We start from the raw sequence: 16,455 nt of genomic DNA, 5'->3' as shown, positions 1-16,455 counted from the left end.
CAGCCCCTTCACATTGCCCGGACGCTGACCAGGAAGGCGTCGACCTGCTTTTCCAGTTCGACCGCCTGCGAGGCAAGCGATTGGGCACCGCCCAGCACGACGTTCGATGATTCGCCGGACGCTTCCGCCGCTTGCGTCACACCGATGATATTGGCCGAGACTTCCTTGGTCGCCGCCGATTGCTCTTCGACGGCGCTGGCGATCGAGGCGCTGATTTCGCTGACACGCCCGATGACGGAACCGATTTCGCGGATGCCGTCGGCAGTGCTGCGGCTCGATTCCTGGATGTCGCGGATCTGCTGGTCGATTTCCTCGGTGGCGCGCGAGGTCTGCGTGGCGAGGCTTTTCACCTCTGACGCAACTACGGCAAAGCCCTTGCCGGCTTCGCCCGCCCGCGCCGCCTCGATGGTGGCGTTGAGAGCGAGAAGATTGGTCTGATTGGCGATGTCGGTGATCATCTGCGTGACTTCGCCGATCTTCTGCGCGGCCGATACCAGTTGCGCCACCTTTTCCTCCGACGCCTGCGCGCGGCTCACGGCTTCGCCCACGATCCTGTTGGATTCCGAAATCTGGCGGGCAATTTCGTTGACCGAGGCGGCAAGCTCTTCGGATGCCGATGAGACAGTGCTCGATTGCTGGCTGGTCTGCACGGCGGCGGCGGCAAGCGATTGCGCCGTCCCCTGCATGTCATTGGCCGAACTCGCCACGGTATTGACCAGCGATTTGACGCCCGTTTCAAAGCTCTTGGCGAGCTGCAGATTCTGTTCCTTGCGCGGCGTGAGGTCGGTCGCGAACTTCACCACCTTCCAGACACGGCCGTTGAGATCGAGGATCGGGTTGTACGAGGCTTCGATCCAGACTTCGCGCCCGCCCTTGCCGATGCGCTTGTATTGCGCGGCCTGGAACTCGCCATTCCGCAGCTTTTCCCAGAACTGGCGATAGTCGGCGCTGTCGCGGTAGGCGGGTTCGACAAACATGCTGTGATGCTTGCCCTGGATTTCGTCGAGGCGATAACCCAGTGTCTTCAGAAAATTCTCGTTGGCGGTCAGAATGACGCCATCGAGGTTGAATTCAATGACCGCCTGCGAACGGCCGATCGCGTCGACCTTGCCGTTGAGGTCGGCGAATTCCGACTTCTGCCGGCTGACGTCGGTCGCGTATTTGACCACTTTGTAGGGCTTGCCGCTGCGATCGAGGATCGGGTTGTAGGACGCCTCGATCCACACTTCCTTGCCACCCTTGCCGATGCGCTTGTACTGCGCCGCCTGGAATTCGCCTCGATTGAGGCGGGCCCAGAACTCGCGGTAGTCGGCGCTTTCCTTATAGGCCGGTTCGACAAACATGCTGTGATGGCGGCCTTTGATCTCGTCCAGCGAATAGCCCATCGCGTTCAGGAAGTTGGCATTCGCCGTGATGATGGTCCCGTCCATCTTGAATTCGATGATGGCTTGCGACTTATCCAGCGCCTGCAGCTTGGCAGCGCTGTCAGAATTGAATATCTGGAAACCCATAAAACAACCCCGCTTGTTTGACGTCGGCTTGGCTACGGATATCCGCCGGTGATCTGGTCCCCAACGGTCATTCCCCAGTGATCTGTCTTGGCAGTCTTCTTGGGGGACGCCTCGCCGGGCGATAACGTGCCCCACGACCACGCACCCGTTTACGCTTGATCAAGGCCCCTGGATCAGAGCTCCTGGCCCCGAGCCGCCAAACGCGGCCTGCTAAATCCGCAGGAGGTCTGTCATCTCATTCGGAATTGATAATACGAATGATTAGCGACTGCACATTTGTACAGCGCAATTGATTAAAATCATATTAATATTGCAAATATGCCCAAATAAGTAGCAAACCTGGGTTTTACTTCTTCGAATATTTGGGATATGCCGGAATAGTTCCGTTTTTAGTTGGTCCGACTTCTCGCCGCCGGTGGGTCGCTACATCGCCCGCACGCTCGCCAGGAAGTTGCGTACCTGCTCTGCCAGGACGGCACCGTTCCGGCTAAGGTCCGTCGCCGCCGACAACATTTGACCCGAGGCGGCGCTGGTCTGCTGTGAGGCCTGGGTCACGCCGCTGATATTGCCTGAAACCTCACCTGTCCCGATGGCAGCTTGTTGGACGTTGCGCGATATTTCCTGGGTGGCAGCGCTTTGCTCTTCGACGGCCGAGGCGATGGCGGCAGAGATGTCACTGATCCGCCCAATCGTCTGGTGAATGGATTGCATGGACTGGGCCGACGCCCCCGCCGATTGCTGAATGCTCGCCACCTGACCGCCAATCTCTTCCGTCGCACGGGCCGTTTGCGTGGCGAGCGTCTTCACCTCGGACGCCACCACGGCAAAACCTTTCCCTGCCTCGCCGGCGCGCGCCGCTTCGATCGTCGCGTTGAGGGCCAGCAGATTGGTCTGCGACGCGATGTCGTTGATCAGCGTCACCACCGCGCCGATCTTTTCCGCCGCGGCGGCCAGCGCGCGCATCTGCGTATCGGTCGATTCCGCCTGGGCCACGGCCTGAAGGACGATGCGGTTCGACTCCACGACCTGATTGCCGATCTCACCCACCGAAGCCGTCAATTCTTCGGTCGCCGAGGCGACCGTCTCGACATTCTGCGTCAGTTCTGTTGCGGCGGCCGAAACGGCATTCGATTGCTGCGCCGTTTCCTCGGCCGTCGCAGAAAGGAGCTGAGCGGTCTCCTGCAATTCAGCGGCAGCTTGCGTGACACTGCCCACGACCTTGCCGACGCTCTGTTCGAACTGATCGGCCAATTGCAGCATTGCCTGTTTGCGTTCGGCCTCGGCCTGGCGCTTGGCTTCCTCGCCAGCGAGGCGCAGGCGCTCCGTTTCGGCGAGATTGTCTTTGAACACCAGCAGCGCCTTGGCCATGCCGCCCACTTCATCGCGCCGCGCGGTACCCGCCACGCTGACGGTGCGGTCGCCTTCGGACAAGCGCAGCATCGTGCCGGCCAGTCCGACGATAGGCCGCGAAATGCCGCGCCCAATCGCAACGGCGACGACAAGGCCTAAGACGAAGCCGGCGATACTGAAGCCGATCATGTCCCATTCGCTTTGCCGGACGACGCCGGTTACTTCCGTCGCGATGCGTGCCTCGGCGTCTGCTGCATCCTTCTTGACCAGTTCGGCCTTGGCGACAATGTCGTCGCTGGCCGCGGCAACGTCCTTTGTCACCAGTTGCTCAAGCGCCGCATCGAGCTTGCGCCCATCGGCAAAGGCCGCTTGATAGGCAGGTGTCAGTGCCTTGGCGCGGGCAAGCCGATCGGCATAGCCACCTGCGAGGGCGCTGGCTTCCAAGGCGGCAATCGCCTTATCGACATTCGAGAGCGCGGTTTCAGCAGCACCGGCTGCCCCATTTTCATGCCGCTCCAGCATCAAGTTGATGTTGAGCCGCGCAACGAGGGCATTCCTCAACCCGTCGGCTGCCGCAAGTGCGGCTTGGGTGTTGCCGCTTGTCAGCGCCTGCTTCAACACGGCATCGAGCGTGTCCGTCAGCTCGGGCCCGGCCTTGGCCAACGTGTCGCTTGCGACCTTTTCGCGCGCGGCCTCCAGGGTGACGGCCTTGTCGAAATCGGCCATGACGGCAGAGAGCCGATCGGACATGGCGGCAAGTGCGTCACGCGTAACGGAATCCGATGCTGATTTGGTGCCATCATTGAGTTTGGCCATCAGGCTCGAATGCAGATCCTTGACCATCGCCACTTCAGCCATGTCGCCGGTTTGCGCATATGCATCGACATGGGCGCGCAGTTCCAGAAGATCGCGTTCGATATCCGCCGAATCACCAAACAGTTCGACAATGGTCGTGTAATGCGCAACATCGTCGCTGACCCGACCAAGCCCGAGCACGCCACTCACCGCGACAGCCAGAAGGATCGCTAGCACAGCGCCGAATCCGATGAGGATTTTGTTGGCTATTTTCAGGTTCTGGAACAAGGCGGCAGACATGGGTGCCCCCGAAATGGATCGGAACATCACCGGGAAATCTGGGCGCTCAAATTGTAAGGAAAGGTAAAACTGACCGAGAACCAGGGCCATCAATTCTGCAATGCTGCCATGCTAGCAACCGGCTCGAGTCCGCTTTCGGAGAAAATTCGGAGAGATTTAGGAATCAATTCGACTCGCAGAACGAGCCGTTGCCTTCCTTCTTGAGGGAGCAGATCAGTTGATCTACCCGGTCACACATCGCCTCCAATGCGTCCATGACACAGTGCAGCCCTTCCCTTGCCGGCAATCGGCGGACGCGATGCCGTCTAAGATCGATCGGGCGATGCAAGGCATTGCCGGTATGCTCTGCTACGACGTGAGCCAACTTTTGCCTAAGATCGTCGCGCACAACCCCAGCGCTAACGGCCAGATCACATAAGAACAGAAGCTCCTCGGCAACATGAATGGTGATCCGAGATACCTCGTCGGCCACTATGGATAATTGCGGTTGATGCGCGCCGCTTAGCAGGAGGCTTCGATAGGAGTTGAGCGACGTGTTCATCGCTCGGGCCGCTGTATCCCTCATTCGCGCCAGCGTATTGACGTCAACCACTGATACTTCCGTCGAGATCATAGCTTCTTCCGATTAATTTCCCTAGGGACGACATAGGCCAGCGCTGGTGCCTGGTTGCCCGTGTTCCGCCAGATTTCACGACCTGATATTGACACCTCGATGCCGTCATGCGGGTCATCCAAACGACAGGTCACAGTTCGAGGCCCCGCATGTTCGGCCGGCTGCTACATAGACCTGACGCTTAACAGGAACGCATCGACCCGACTTTCAAGCGTCACGGCCTGTTCCGAGAGACCTTTTGCATCATCAAGCACGCTAGCGGACGCTTGGCCCGATTCCTGAGCAGCGGAAGTAACGCCGACGATGTTGCTGGCAACCTCACGCGTAGCGGCGGATTGCTCTTCGACTGCACTGGAAATCGACGTGCTGATGCCGCTGACTTGGTTGATGATGTTTCCGATCTGCCTGATTGCGTCCGCTGTCGTCGAGCTGGATTCTTGGATTCCGCGAATGTGCTGATCGATTTCCTCTGTTGCCTTTGCCGTCTGCGTGGCCAGTGATTTGACTTCAGAGGCAACCACCGCGAAGCCTTTTCCTGCTTCACCAGCGCGCGCCGCTTCAATTGTAGCATTTAACGCCAGCAAGTTTGTCTGGCTCGCAATCTCGGAGATGATCTTTGTGACCTCGCCGATTTTCTGGGCGGCGCTCACCAGATCGCTGACCATACGCTCGGACTTCTGTGCCTCGCTTACCGCAACGCTGACGACAGAGTTGGAATCTGAGAGTTGCCGTGCAATCTCATTCACCGACGCGGATAGCTGCTCGGTTGCTGCCGAGACTGTCGAGGATTGGTGGCTTGTTTGCTCGGCACTGGCGACCAAGGTCTGAGCCGTTGACTGCATGCTCTGAGCTGAGCCGGCGAGTGTCTGGACCAGCGATTTCACGCCCTGCTCGAATTCGTTGGCCAGCGCCTTGTTCTGCTCTTTTCGCGGCGTGAGATCCGTCGCGAATTTGACGACCTTCCAGACCCGTCCATTGAGGTCAAGAATCGGGTTGTACGATGCCTCGATCCAAACCTCCTTTCCGCCCTTGCCGATACGGCGGAACTGACCAGCTTGGAATTGCCCCTTGCGTAGGTTTTCCCAGAATTGCCGGTAATCGGCGCTGTCCCGATAGGCCGGATCGACGAAAAGTGAGTGATGGCGGCCTTTCACTTCGTCGATCGTATAGCCCAGGGTCTTCAGGAAGTTTTCGTTTGCGGTAATGATCGTACCGTCCAATTCGAACTCGATGACCGCCTGGGAGCGGGCGATGGCTTCGATTTTCCCCAGCAGGTCTGCATATTCTGCCTTTTGTTCGCTCACGTCGGTTGCATATTTCACGACCTTGATGACCCGGCCGCGTGAGTTCAGGATTGGATTGTAGGATGCTTCGATCCAAACTTCTTTTCCGCCCTTGCCGAAGCGCTTGTACTGGGCCGATTGAAATTCGCCGCGGTTGAGCTTTGCCCAGAAGTCACGATATTCCGCGCTGTCCTTGTAGGCGGGGTCCACGAACATGGAATGATGCCGGCCCCTGATTTCATCCAGCGTGTATCCCATCGCGTTCAGGAAGTTGGCGTTGGCCGTGAGAACCGTTCCGTCGGGCTTGAATTCGATGACCGCCTGCGACTTGTCGAGCGCCGCCAGTTTCGCCAAGGCATCGCCACTGCGACCGAAGATAGGCATGGTTTGCATTTCCTCATGATTAGGACGACGTCCCGATCACCAGGGCCTCCCTGGCGCTCGATGAGGAAAGTTTACGGATTGGGTATTTCTAGGCTTGGCGCTAAGCGCCAAGCCTACGCACGGAATGCCAAAAACCTGAGAGGCGGGGTCTACTATACGGCAGATAGTCTGCTCTCGACCCTACCCGGTCGTGGCGTCAGGCCTTATGTCCTACAGATCAGCTTGGGGCGTGCAAATGTAGGCTGTTATTCCTTGATACGGCACTCGACCCGAGATCGCGTACCATCCGGGTAATACGAAAGAGAAGGCATTTCGCCCGGATTTTGGTTCATAAAGTCAAACATTCTTAACCGAGTCGCTGTTTTACTTGCACTCGATTGTGCGGGATGAATTGGGATGTCTGGTCCGATGCTGCAGTCCACGGCCATACCGCCAAAGCCTCTGCAGGTGCGTGACGCACCGCCGTTGTCGGCGCATCGCGCATTCCACGTCACTCAACTGGATCTTCTGGGGTCAATGTTGGAGGACAATTTGGGTGCGCGGTTCGCCGCTCGCCCCGTTGCCGACGGGCCGGTAAACGTTTTGGCACATATGGTGCCACTTGGCGACAGCGAGCTCTGGTATTGCTCTTACGGCATGCCGGTATCGGTGCAGTTTCCTGACAGCGACTATCTGCGCCTCCAGATGCCTTACCGGGGCGCCGGTGGAACCTGGCAGGGCAACGTCTTCAACGCGGTATCCAGCGATCGCGCCTGTATCTCGCGCGCCGAGGCCCAGATCGATTTCGGGGATGGGTTTGAGCAGTTGGTCTGGCGATTGCCGCACGAGAAACTGCAGCAGAAGTTAAGCCTCCTGACCGGGCACAGGTGCACCCAACGTCTCGAGTTCACATCGCGAATAGATCTTGGCTCACCGTCCGGCAGGCTGTTGCACCAGATGTTTTGGAGTCTGGTCAGCGCGGCCGAGAATGCAAACGGACCGGCGGCGCGATTCGCCGTGCGCGAGCTGGAGCAGGCCTTCATCACTACCTTTCTCGCAACCGTCGACCATAGCGGCCGTTCGCTGCTGGACAAGAGTGCCGGCAGGATCAGCCCTTGGCAGGTGCGCCGCGCCGAGGCCCATATCGAAGCAAATTGGGACAAAGCGCTGACGATTGAAGATCTGGTCGAAGCATCGGGCGCATCGGCGCGCTCCCTCTTCCGCACGTTCAAAGAGGCCCGCGGCTGTTCACCGATGGAGTTCGCGAGAAAGCTTCGCCTTGAGCATGCCCATCGGATGCTGCAGAACGCCGATGGTGGCACGACGGTCACACAGGTCGCCCTGGCCTGCGGCTTTGGTGACCTGGGTCGATTCTCCAAAGAGTACCAGCATCGCTTTGGTGAAAGACCTTCGGACGCGCTCGCGCGGTGCAAGCGCGGGTCGAGTATCTGCAAGACTTCCGGGCATTCCAATGGGTGAACTGGCGCAGCCGTCAAGGCCATCGAGTAACGATTCAGTAAACCAGCCATTGGCTGGATATCACCTTTTTGCCGTGGACAGTTTCGAGGCGATGGAGGAAATGCTGCGACCTATCAACGGCGCGCGTCTTCTCAGAGCTGATGCACCAAACAAGGACATCGAGATTGTCGCCAGCCACGTCCATTTGCCGGTCGGCGAGTTATGGTACAGCCGATCGAACGCGCGGGTAGCGATCCGCTATCCGGATGACGATGTGCTGCGCCTGCGCCTATGGCACGGAGGCAGCAGTGCGGTATGCAAGGGGCACAGCTCCCGTATCGTTAGTCAAAGCCGGGCCGTCATATCGACCGAAGGCGCCGATATCGAGTTTGCCCCAGGGTTCGAGCAGATCTGCTGGCGCAGCCCAAAGGAGCGCATTCTTCAGAAACTTGCCGCCATCACCGGTGATCATGTATCGAGCTTCAATGTCGAGACAACGATCGATCTTGAAACGACCGCGGCTATGACCATGCAGCATATACTCGGTAGTCTGGTCGCTACACTTGATTGCTATGGTCCGGCAACCGCACATCTCTTTATCTCGGAGCTTGAACAAGCTTTCATTTCCAGCATGCTGGCGGCCAGCACCCACGACGGTCGCTTCATATTGGATGCCGGGGCGCCGCGCGTGGCCCCAAGGCAGCTGCGGCGCGCGGAAGCTTATATCGAAGAACATTGGGCGCAGCCGATTCAGATCGAAGATCTCGTCGCTGTATCAGGCGCATCGGCGCGCTCCCTCTTCCGCACGTTCAAGGAAATCCGCGGCTGCTCGCCGATGGAATTCGCGCACCGCGTGCGGCTTGGACATGCTCGGCGCCGATTGGAAGCCCCGGACGAAACAACAACCGTGGCGGAGGTCGCCTTTGCCTGCGGTTTCAGCGATGCCGGTCGCTTCGCGCGCGATTTCCAACGCGCTTTTGGCGAGCGCCCGTCTTTGGTGCTAGCTCACCACCGCGGGAATGTCGGCATCGGCTGACGACAAATCCGGTTAATCACCCTGTCACACGGGGGTCAGCAATTTGTCATCGACAGCGCGATAGGCTTGTCGCTATCAACATTTTCCTGACGACCCGGACTGCATCCGACCATGACACCGATCCTTTGCTCTGCCATCCCCGATACAGTGCCGGCGATTCCAGCGTCGCGGCCAAATAGCGTCATCGTCTGGCTGCTGCAAGGAGCGAGGCTCGGCGACAATCAGCAGGTCCTGGCCCTGGGCGCCGCTTTGGAAGCCCGTTTCGGGTGGAAGCTTGTCGTCAAGCAATTGAAGTTTGAACGCGGACCAGTCCCGGGCAGTGATCCCAAGGACGGCATCCGCCACCTGAAACGCGCCGAAAGCGACTGCGTCTTTGCGACGGAAGACGATCCCTGGCCGCACGTGGTGATCGCTATCGGGCGCCGAGCCGCCCCCGTGGCGCGCTGGGTTGCGGCACAAGGGGCGCCCTATGCCATTCATATCCAACTCGGCCGGTTTCAGGACCCTTATGAGACCGTCGATCTGCTGGTGACGACGGCGCAATACGGATTGCCCGGCGGTCCCAATGTCCTGCATTTGAGCCTGCCCATCACGGCGCGCAAGGTTGCGATCCTTGCGCGGGCGGCAGAAGCCTTCAAACCGCTCTTTGCCGAACATAAGGGCCCACAGATCGGCGTTCTGATCGGCGGCCCGTCCAACCCGATGAAGTTCAGCGACAAGGATGGCAAGCGCCTGTTGCAGGAGGCATTGGCCTTTGCCGACAAGCGCCAAGGCCGCCTGCTGGTCGCCACCTCGCCGCGCACGCCGGCTGAGGTCGTTGCCCATTTTGAAGCGCATCTTCCAGCGCCGCATCGGCTGTTTCCGTTCCGCCCGGGGGCGGGGGACGCCAATCCCTATCCGGCGCTGCTCGCCGGCTGTGACGCCTTCATCGTCACCAACGACAGCGTCTCGATGGTGGCCGATGCCGCCCTGACCGGACGCGAGGTGCGCCTGTTCGAACTGCCGGTCGTGAAGCCGCGACCGATGTGGGAGCCGAGCTGGCCGATCGCCCATTGGGTTGGTCGGCGACGCAACCAGCGACTGGTCAAAGGAAAGAGTGCCGACTGGCTGGACCGCTGGTTCGAGGCGAAGGTTCGGGCGGCGCACGCCCAGCCCGTGCGCTATGTACCGATCATCATGGCCCGGCTGCTGCGCGAGGGCCATGTGGCCACACTCGCCAACCCGCAATCGCCCCGCACCGACTTGGCGCAGCTTGCAGTTCAGGAACTGGATATGGTTGCAGCGCGTATCGTTGCACTCCTGGCGGAAAAGCGGGCCAAGGCTCTGCGCTCCGCCCTCGCCGAAGGTGGCGGGCCTGCTGCCAATGCCCTGCCGGTGCGCGCCATGCTCCCGACCTTTTCTGAGCTGACGCCGGCGGCCGGTTGACGGCCTTTCAGCGTTCGCGCCCGACCAGCTGGAATATCAACATCAAGATCAGGCCGACCGTGGTGAAGGCGGCACCCGCCAGCGCAATGGCGGGACTTTCCAGCAGGAAATAGCCGGCGGTACCGAATCCTGTGCCCAGCACCACGTCGAGGCCCAGAAGTGCCATTACCAGCATATTGTTTTGCCGTGCCTTGGTGGCATTCGCAGCGGTCTTGCCGCCGTCGGGCTGGGAAGCTTCGCGGCTGGTTTCTTCGGGTGTGCCGGTCTCGGAACTCAAGCTGGTCATTTTATCCCCCCATTTCCGTAGCATAGCCGAAAAAGCCGAAGCTCGCATCTGGCAGGATATAATCCCGATCAACTTACTCAACTATTACCGAGGCGGCGATATGGCGCGACCCCGTGCCACAATCGTTAAGATTCCTGTGCGGGCGATCTTGCGTACCTACCGCGTAGGCCTATATATCCCCTCGAAACCAATGCCTAAGGTCGTGTCCGACGATCAGGTTCACGCCTTGGCATATCTGATCAGTTCACGTCGCCAAAGTCGGGGATCCCCGAAACGGGTGCTTCAACCAAGAAGGCCCAAAGCTAGGGATTTGCCGCGAGAAAGGATGCATGCTCATGGCTAAAGTTATCGGTATCGATCTCGGTACAACCAACTCCTGCGTCGCCGTCATGGAAGGCAAGGATGTGAAGGTCATCGAGAATGCGGAAGGTGCCCGCACCACGCCCTCGATGGTGGCCTTCACCGACAATGGCGAGCGCCTCGTCGGCCAGGCTTCCAAGCGCCAAGCCGTCACCAACCCCGAAAACACCCTCTTCGCCATCAAGCGCCTGATCGGCCGGCGCTACGACGATCCGATGACCAAGAAGGACATCGACCTTGTCCCCTACAAGATCGTCGGTGGCGACAATGGCGATGCCTGGGTCAATGCCCAGGGCAAGAATTACAGCCCCAGCCAGATCTCGGCCTTCATCCTCGGCAAGATGAAGGAAACGGCCGAGGCCTATCTCGGCGAGAAGGTGACGCAAGCCGTCATCACGGTCCCTGCCTATTTCAACGACAGCCAGCGCCAGGCCACCAAGGACGCCGGCAAGATCGCCGGTCTCGAAGTCCTGCGCATCATCAACGAGCCGACGGCGGCGGCACTCGCCTACGGCATGGACAAGAAGAATGGCGGCGTCATCGCGGTCTATGACCTTGGTGGCGGTACCTTCGACGTGTCGGTGCTGGAAATCGGCGACGGCGTGTTCGAAGTGAAGTCCACGAACGGCGACACGTTCCTGGGCGGCGAAGATTTCGACGCGCGCATCATCGATTACTTGGCCGAAGAGTTCAAAAAAGAGAACGGCATCGACCTCAAGAAGGACAAGCTCGCGCTGCAGCGCCTCAAGGAAGCTGCGGAAAAGGCGAAGATTGAGCTTTCGAGTTCGATGCAGACCGAAGTCAACCTGCCCTTCATCACCGCGGATGCGACGGGTCCGAAGCACCTCATCATCAAGCTGACGCGCGCCAAGCTCGAAGCCCTCGTTGACGATCTCATCGAGCGCACGATGGAGCCGTGCCGCAAAGCCTTGAAGGATGCCGGTCTCAAATCCTCCGACATCCAGGAAGTGATCCTGGTCGGCGGCATGACCCGCATGCCGAAGATCATCGAGAAGGTGAAGGAGTTTTTCGGTCGCGAGCCCAACCGCTCGGTCAATCCGGACGAAGTCGTGGCCATCGGCGCCGCCATCCAAGGCGGCGTGCTGAAGGGCGACGTCAAGGACGTGCTGCTCTTGGACGTTACCCCGCTGTCGCTGGGTATCGAAACGCTGGGTGGTGTGTTCACGCGCCTCATCGATCGCAACACCACGATCCCGACGAAGAAGTCCCAGGTCTTCTCGACCGCCGAGGACGGCCAGACCGCGGTCACCATCCGCGTCTTCCAGGGCGAGCGTGAAATGGCGGCGGACAACAAGATCCTCGGCCAGTTCGATCTCGTCGGCATTCCGGCGGCCCCACGCGGCGTGCCGCAGGTCGAAGTGACCTTCGACATCGACGCCAACGGCATCGTCAACGTGTCGGCCAAAGACAAGGCCACCGGCAAGGAGCAGCAGATCCGCATCCAGGCTTCGGGCGGTCTCTCGGACACCGACATCGAGAAGATGGTGAAGGACGCCGAGGCCCATAAGGCCGAGGACGAGAAGCGCAAGAAGCTGGTCGAGGCCCGCAACCAGGCCGACGCACTCATCCACAATGCCGAAAAGCAGGTGAAGGATGCGGGCGACAAGGTGGCCGAGGCGGACAAGTCCCTGGTCGAAGCCGCTGTCGCCGATTTGAAGTCGGTGAAGGACGGTGACGATATCGCGGCGATTGAAGCCAAGACGCAGGCCCTGACCGAAGCACTGATGAAGGTCGGCGAGGCGCTCTACAAGGCGCAGGCCGCCGAGGGCGGGGCCGGAGCCGCGGAAGCCGGCGATGCAAACGCGAACGCCCAGGCTTCGAATGACGAGAAGGTGGTCGACGCCGATTTCGAGGAAGTCGACGACCGCAAGGGCAAGAGCGCTTAAGCCCTCGTTAAAGAGGTATGAGCCACAGAGAGGTCGGTTCCGGTATCTTCCGCGGTACGGGTTCCGGCCTCTCCCTTTATCCAAACCGATAGAATTCAGACGATTGCAGCATGAAGCGCGACTATTACGAAACGCTGGGTGTCGAAAAGGGCGCTGACGCCGATGCCCTGAAGAAGGCCTTTCGTAAGAAGGCGATGGAATATCATCCCGACCGCAATCCCGGCGATACCGAAGCGGAGGCCAAGTTCAAGGAATTGAACGAAGCCTATGACGTCCTCAAGGACGAGCAGAAGCGCGCCGCCTACGACCGGTTCGGACACGCCGCCTTCGAGAACGGCCATGGCGGCGGTGGCGGTGGCTTCCGCGGTGGTGGTGGTTTCGACGCCGGCGGTTTTGCAGACATCTTCGACGAGATGTTCGGCGACTTCATGGGGCGGCGCGGCGGCGGTGGCCAGGCGCGCGGGCGCGGCTCGGATCTGCGCTTCAACATGGAAATCACGCTTGAGGATGCCTTCGCCGGCAAGCAATCGACGATCCGCATCCCCAGTTCGATCCAGTGCGACGATTGCCACGGCACCGGAGGCGAGAAGGGTGCCGCACCCGTCACCTGCCCAGCCTGCCACGGTCACGGCAAGGTGCGCGCGACGCAGGGCTTCTTCACCATCGAGCGCAGCTGCCAGCATTGCGGTGGCGCCGGCAAGGTGATCGAGAAGCCCTGCAAGACCTGCCACGGCTCCGGCCGGACGGCCAAGGAGAAGTCGCTTCAGGTGAACATCCCGGCCGGCGTCGAAGAAGGCACACGTATTCGCCTGGCTGGCGAGGGCGAGGCTGGCATGATGGGGGCGCCGGCAGGCGATCTCTACATCTTCCTTTCGATCAAGCCGCACCGTCTGTTCGAACGCGACGGCGCCAACATCCATTGCCGTGTCCCCATCGCCATGACGACGGCGGCACTTGGCGGCCATATCGAGATTCCGACGATTGACGGCAGCCGCGCCAAGGTCACGGTGCCCCACGGCGCCCAGACCGGCCAGCAATTCCGCTTGAAAGGCAAAGGCATGTCGGTGCTGCGCTCCAGTGCGCGCGGCGACATGTATGTCGAACTGTCGGTGGAGACGCCCGTCAACCTCACCAAGAAGCAGAAAGACCTGCTGAACCAGTTCGAGGCCGAGGGCAAGAAGCACGGCAACCATTCACCGCAGAGCGAAGGCTTCTTCGCCCGCGTGAAGGAATTCTTCGACAGCTCGAAGGAGTGAGGGGCGAACCCCTCACCTGGACCGCGCGTGCCACTTAGACCGCGCGGGTCAAGCCGCCATCGACGCGGAGGCTTTGCCCCGTGATATAGGCAGCCCCCGGCGAGGCGAGGAAGGCGATGGTGGCCGCGATCTCTTCCGCCTTGCCGTAGCGCTTCAAGGGTACGCTCGCGCGCCGTTCCTCGGTTGCCGGCAGGCTGTCGATCCAGCCCGGCAACACGTTGTTCATGCGGATATTGTCGGCGGCATAGGTGTCGGTGAAGACCTTGGTGAAGGCGGCAAGACCCGCGCGCGCCACGGCCGAGGTCGGGAACATGGCGGATGGTTCGCCGACCCAGGCGGTCGAGATGTTGATGATGACGCCGTCCTTCTGCTGCTGCATGACCGGCGTCACCAGGCGCGCGGCGCGGACGACGTTGAGGAAATAGACCTCGAAGCCCTTGTGCCAATCCGCATCGCTGATCTCCAGGATCGGCGCGCGCGGCCCGTGGCCGGCACTGTTCACCAGCACATCGATACGGCCCCATTTCGCGACCGTCGCATCGACCATTCGCGTGAGATCGTCATTGGATTGATTGGAACCGGTGACGCCGATGCCGCCCAGTTCTTTCGCCAGCGCCTCGCCCTTGCCGGAGGAAGAGAGAATGGCGATCTTGAATCCATCTGCCGCCAGTCGCTTGGCCGCCGCCGCACCCATGCCGCTGCCGCCGCCCATGACGATCGCTACTTTTTCCGAAGCCATTCCATTCTCCATCGAAAACCAAACTTCATGCCGCACCGGCAGCTGATGGCGCGCATGCTAGCACGGGGTCGATGGAGAAATGGAACGAGTTCTTCCGCATCAGCCCTTCTTCAACGTCGTTGCGATCACGTCGGCCGTCGGCGCCAGCGTCGCATAGGAACCCAGCGCCGCCATGAAAGAGGCGTGCACGTCGCGCGCCGACACTTTGACACCGTCGAACTCGGCATCGCGCGTGGCGCAGGCATCGTGCGCCAGCGTCACCTTGTAGCCGAAATCGGATGCGGCCCGGGTCGCGGCATCGACGCACATATGGCTCATGGCCCCGCAGACGACGAGGTTTTTGACGCCCGCCGCATCGAGCTTGGCTTTGAGGTCGGTGCCGAGGAATGCATTGACCTCATGCTTCACCACCAGCGCCTCGCCGGCTGCAGGCTTTACCTTGGCGTGGATCTCGGCGCCAATCGTGCCCTTGGTGAAGAAGGGCGAGTCCGCTTCCTCCATCACATGCTGGACATGGAAGACGGGAAGCCCCGCGGCGCGCGCGGCGGCGATGAGCTTTGCCACATTGTCGCTGGCCTGGTCCATGCCGGAAAGGGTCCAGCGGCCGCCGGGGAAATAGTCATTCTGCACGTCGACCACGAGAAGGCCGTTCTTGCTCATTGGGAAATCTCCATCAGTCGCTCACGTTTCGATATGGCTTTTCTAGCCCAGGCGGCGCATCCTGCCCACTGGCGGAACTGACATAGATCTGGTTGAAACTGACAAATGACACGCGACGCCCGTTTCATCGATATCGGCATTCTGGATTATCCCGGTGCCCAGGCCGCCTCCCTTCACGGCCTAACCGACATGTTCGCCGTCGCCAACCGCCTCTGCGCCGAACAGGGTATCGTCGGGGCACCGACCTTACGCGTGAGCCATTGGCGCCTCGACGCGAAAGGCGAGGTGTCGCGCATATTCTCATCGTCGGAACCCGCCGGCCGCCGCCTCGATATCCTGATCCTGCCGCCAGCTCTTGGCGACCCGATCTGGGAGGCGCAACGCACACCGCTTCTGCGCTGGCTGAGAACCCATCACGCCAAGGGCGCCACGGCAACCTCGGTCTGTGCCGGCGCCTTCCTGCTGGCCGAAGCCGGCTTGCTCGACGGGCGGTCCGCTACCACGCATTGGTCGCTGGCGGAAGAAATGCAGCTGCGCTTTCCCGCGATCACCGTCGATGCCGACAAGCTCATCATCGAAGATGGCGATGTCATCACCGCAGGTGGCATCATGGCCTGGGTGGAACTGGGCCTCAAAATCATCGAGCGGTCGATGAGCCCCGCCATCGTTCTCAATGTCGCGCGCTTCTTCCTGGTCGATGCGGCGGGGCGCGAGCAGCGCTTCTATTCAGCCTTCACACCGCGCCTTACCCACGGCGACGAGGCGATCCTCAAACTGCAGCATTGGCTGCAGCGGCACGTCGCCAAGAAAATCTCGCTGCCGCAGATGGCCGCACAGGTGAATTTGAGCGAACGCACGTTTCTGCGCCGTTTTCAAAAGGCCACTGGCCTCAACCCGACGCGCTATCTGCAGAGCCTGCGCCTCGCCAAGGCGCGCGAACTGCTGGAACTCACCCGGCATAGGATCGACCAGATCGCCTATCGCGTCGGCTACGAAGACCCGGGCGCGTTTGCAAAGCTGTTCCAGCTACAGATCGGCCTGACGCCGAGCGAGTATCGGAAGCGGTTCGGCGTGGGAGCGGGGTAATTCGCCCAACTCACTGGTCATGGCCCA

Annotated in this window: 13 protein-coding genes; 6 read left to right on the top strand and 7 right to left on the bottom strand. The window is 60.6% G+C overall.

All coding sequences use genetic code 11. The features are described from left to right. Positions 1 to 8: 8 nt before the first annotated feature. From ACE3PP_RS09605 to ACE3PP_RS09590, 4 genes are all read right to left on the bottom strand, one after another. On the bottom strand, positions 9 to 1,511 hold the full coding sequence (locus ACE3PP_RS09605) for a PAS domain-containing protein (RefSeq protein WP_374381113.1): 1,503 nt from the start codon (positions 1,509 to 1,511) through the stop codon (positions 9 to 11). Positions 1,512 to 1,934: 423 nt separating this feature from the next. Beyond that, positions 1,935 to 3,956: a methyl-accepting chemotaxis protein gene (locus tag ACE3PP_RS09600; RefSeq protein ID WP_374381110.1), complete on the bottom strand. Its 2,022-nt coding sequence runs from the start codon at positions 3,954 to 3,956 to the stop codon at positions 1,935 to 1,937. A 163-nt stretch (positions 3,957 to 4,119) separates the two neighbouring features. Beyond that, complete coding sequence (locus ACE3PP_RS09595) at positions 4,120 to 4,569, bottom strand: hypothetical protein (protein ID WP_374381107.1); 450 nt, start codon at positions 4,567 to 4,569, stop codon at positions 4,120 to 4,122. Between the two features lie 164 nt (positions 4,570 to 4,733). Further along, positions 4,734 to 6,236 carry a PAS domain S-box protein gene (locus ACE3PP_RS09590; RefSeq protein ID WP_374381104.1) on the bottom strand — a complete coding sequence of 501 codons (1,503 nt, stop codon included), beginning with the start codon at positions 6,234 to 6,236 and terminating at the stop codon, positions 4,734 to 4,736. Positions 6,237 to 6,644: 408 nt separating this feature from the next. On the opposite strand from ACE3PP_RS09590, the gene ACE3PP_RS09585 reads away from it, so the two are divergent. From ACE3PP_RS09585 to ACE3PP_RS09575, 3 genes are all read left to right on the top strand, one after another. Further along, a complete protein-coding gene (locus ACE3PP_RS09585; RefSeq protein WP_374381101.1) occupies positions 6,645 to 7,694 on the top strand; it encodes an AraC family transcriptional regulator in 1,050 nt (349 codons plus the stop codon). After that, positions 7,687 to 8,709 carry a helix-turn-helix domain-containing protein gene (locus ACE3PP_RS09580; RefSeq protein ID WP_374381098.1) on the top strand — a complete coding sequence of 341 codons (1,023 nt, stop codon included), beginning with the start codon at positions 7,687 to 7,689 and terminating at the stop codon, positions 8,707 to 8,709. The genes ACE3PP_RS09585 and ACE3PP_RS09580 overlap by 8 nt, the downstream gene beginning before the upstream one ends. Before the next feature lie 111 nt (positions 8,710 to 8,820). Beyond that, the gene (locus ACE3PP_RS09575; RefSeq protein WP_374381096.1) at positions 8,821 to 10,134 is read left to right on the top strand and encodes an ELM1/GtrOC1 family putative glycosyltransferase; all 1,314 of its coding nucleotides are present in this window, start codon (positions 8,821 to 8,823) and stop codon (positions 10,132 to 10,134) included. Positions 10,135 to 10,141: 7 nt separating this feature from the next. On the opposite strand, the gene ACE3PP_RS09570 is transcribed toward ACE3PP_RS09575, so the two are convergent. Continuing rightward, positions 10,142 to 10,420 carry a hypothetical protein gene (locus ACE3PP_RS09570; protein WP_374381093.1) on the bottom strand — a complete coding sequence of 93 codons (279 nt, stop codon included), beginning with the start codon at positions 10,418 to 10,420 and terminating at the stop codon, positions 10,142 to 10,144. Positions 10,421 to 10,755: 335 nt separating this feature from the next. Between ACE3PP_RS09570 and dnaK the strand changes: the two genes are divergently transcribed. Further along, positions 10,756 to 12,687 (top strand): molecular chaperone DnaK, encoded by a 1,932-nt coding sequence (dnaK, locus tag ACE3PP_RS09565; protein ID WP_374381090.1) that lies wholly within the window; start codon positions 10,756 to 10,758, stop codon positions 12,685 to 12,687. A gap of 110 nt (positions 12,688 to 12,797) precedes the next feature. Further along, positions 12,798 to 13,943 carry a molecular chaperone DnaJ gene (dnaJ, locus tag ACE3PP_RS09560; RefSeq protein WP_374381087.1) on the top strand — a complete coding sequence of 382 codons (1,146 nt, stop codon included), beginning with the start codon at positions 12,798 to 12,800 and terminating at the stop codon, positions 13,941 to 13,943. Between the two features lie 34 nt (positions 13,944 to 13,977). On the opposite strand, the gene ACE3PP_RS09555 is transcribed toward dnaJ, so the two are convergent. Both ACE3PP_RS09555 and ACE3PP_RS09550 read right to left on the bottom strand, forming a co-directional pair. Then, the gene (locus ACE3PP_RS09555) at positions 13,978 to 14,682 is read right to left on the bottom strand and encodes an SDR family oxidoreductase (protein ID WP_374381084.1); all 705 of its coding nucleotides are present in this window, start codon (positions 14,680 to 14,682) and stop codon (positions 13,978 to 13,980) included. A 99-nt stretch (positions 14,683 to 14,781) separates the two neighbouring features. Then, positions 14,782 to 15,342 carry a cysteine hydrolase family protein gene (locus ACE3PP_RS09550; protein ID WP_374381081.1) on the bottom strand — a complete coding sequence of 187 codons (561 nt, stop codon included), beginning with the start codon at positions 15,340 to 15,342 and terminating at the stop codon, positions 14,782 to 14,784. Between the two features lie 105 nt (positions 15,343 to 15,447). Between ACE3PP_RS09550 and ACE3PP_RS09545 the strand changes: the two genes are divergently transcribed. After that, complete coding sequence (locus ACE3PP_RS09545) at positions 15,448 to 16,428, top strand: GlxA family transcriptional regulator (protein ID WP_374381078.1); 981 nt, start codon at positions 15,448 to 15,450, stop codon at positions 16,426 to 16,428. The last annotated feature ends 27 nt before the right edge of the window (positions 16,429 to 16,455 follow it).

The sequence above is a fragment of the Dongia sp. genome (assembly GCF_041910485.1).
Classification (GTDB): Bacteria; Pseudomonadota; Alphaproteobacteria; order Dongiales; family Dongiaceae; genus Dongia.
This window is presented reverse-complemented; position numbering and strand designations above follow the sequence as displayed.

Excerpts from the sequence above, each read along its gene's own strand:
- ACE3PP_RS09605 (WP_374381113.1), bottom strand. The coding sequence starts at position 1,511 with ATGGGTTTCCAGATATTCAATTCTGACAGCGCTGCCAAGCTGCAGGCG.
- ACE3PP_RS09600 (WP_374381110.1), bottom strand. The coding sequence starts at position 3,956 with ATGTCTGCCGCCTTGTTCCAGAACCTGAAAATAGCCAACAAAATCCTC.
- ACE3PP_RS09595 (WP_374381107.1), bottom strand. The coding sequence starts at position 4,569 with ATGATCTCGACGGAAGTATCAGTGGTTGACGTCAATACGCTGGCGCGA.
- ACE3PP_RS09590 (WP_374381104.1), bottom strand. The coding sequence starts at position 6,236 with ATGCCTATCTTCGGTCGCAGTGGCGATGCCTTGGCGAAACTGGCGGCG.
- ACE3PP_RS09585 (WP_374381101.1), top strand. The coding sequence starts at position 6,645 with ATGCTGCAGTCCACGGCCATACCGCCAAAGCCTCTGCAGGTGCGTGAC.
- ACE3PP_RS09580 (WP_374381098.1), top strand. The coding sequence starts at position 7,687 with ATGGGTGAACTGGCGCAGCCGTCAAGGCCATCGAGTAACGATTCAGTA.
- ACE3PP_RS09575 (WP_374381096.1), top strand. The coding sequence starts at position 8,821 with ATGACACCGATCCTTTGCTCTGCCATCCCCGATACAGTGCCGGCGATT.
- ACE3PP_RS09570 (WP_374381093.1), bottom strand. The coding sequence starts at position 10,420 with ATGACCAGCTTGAGTTCCGAGACCGGCACACCCGAAGAAACCAGCCGC.
- dnaK (WP_374381090.1), top strand. The coding sequence starts at position 10,756 with ATGGCTAAAGTTATCGGTATCGATCTCGGTACAACCAACTCCTGCGTC.
- dnaJ (WP_374381087.1), top strand. The coding sequence starts at position 12,798 with ATGAAGCGCGACTATTACGAAACGCTGGGTGTCGAAAAGGGCGCTGAC.
- ACE3PP_RS09555 (WP_374381084.1), bottom strand. The coding sequence starts at position 14,682 with ATGGCTTCGGAAAAAGTAGCGATCGTCATGGGCGGCGGCAGCGGCATG.
- ACE3PP_RS09550 (WP_374381081.1), bottom strand. The coding sequence starts at position 15,342 with ATGAGCAAGAACGGCCTTCTCGTGGTCGACGTGCAGAATGACTATTTC.
- ACE3PP_RS09545 (WP_374381078.1), top strand. The coding sequence starts at position 15,448 with ATGACACGCGACGCCCGTTTCATCGATATCGGCATTCTGGATTATCCC.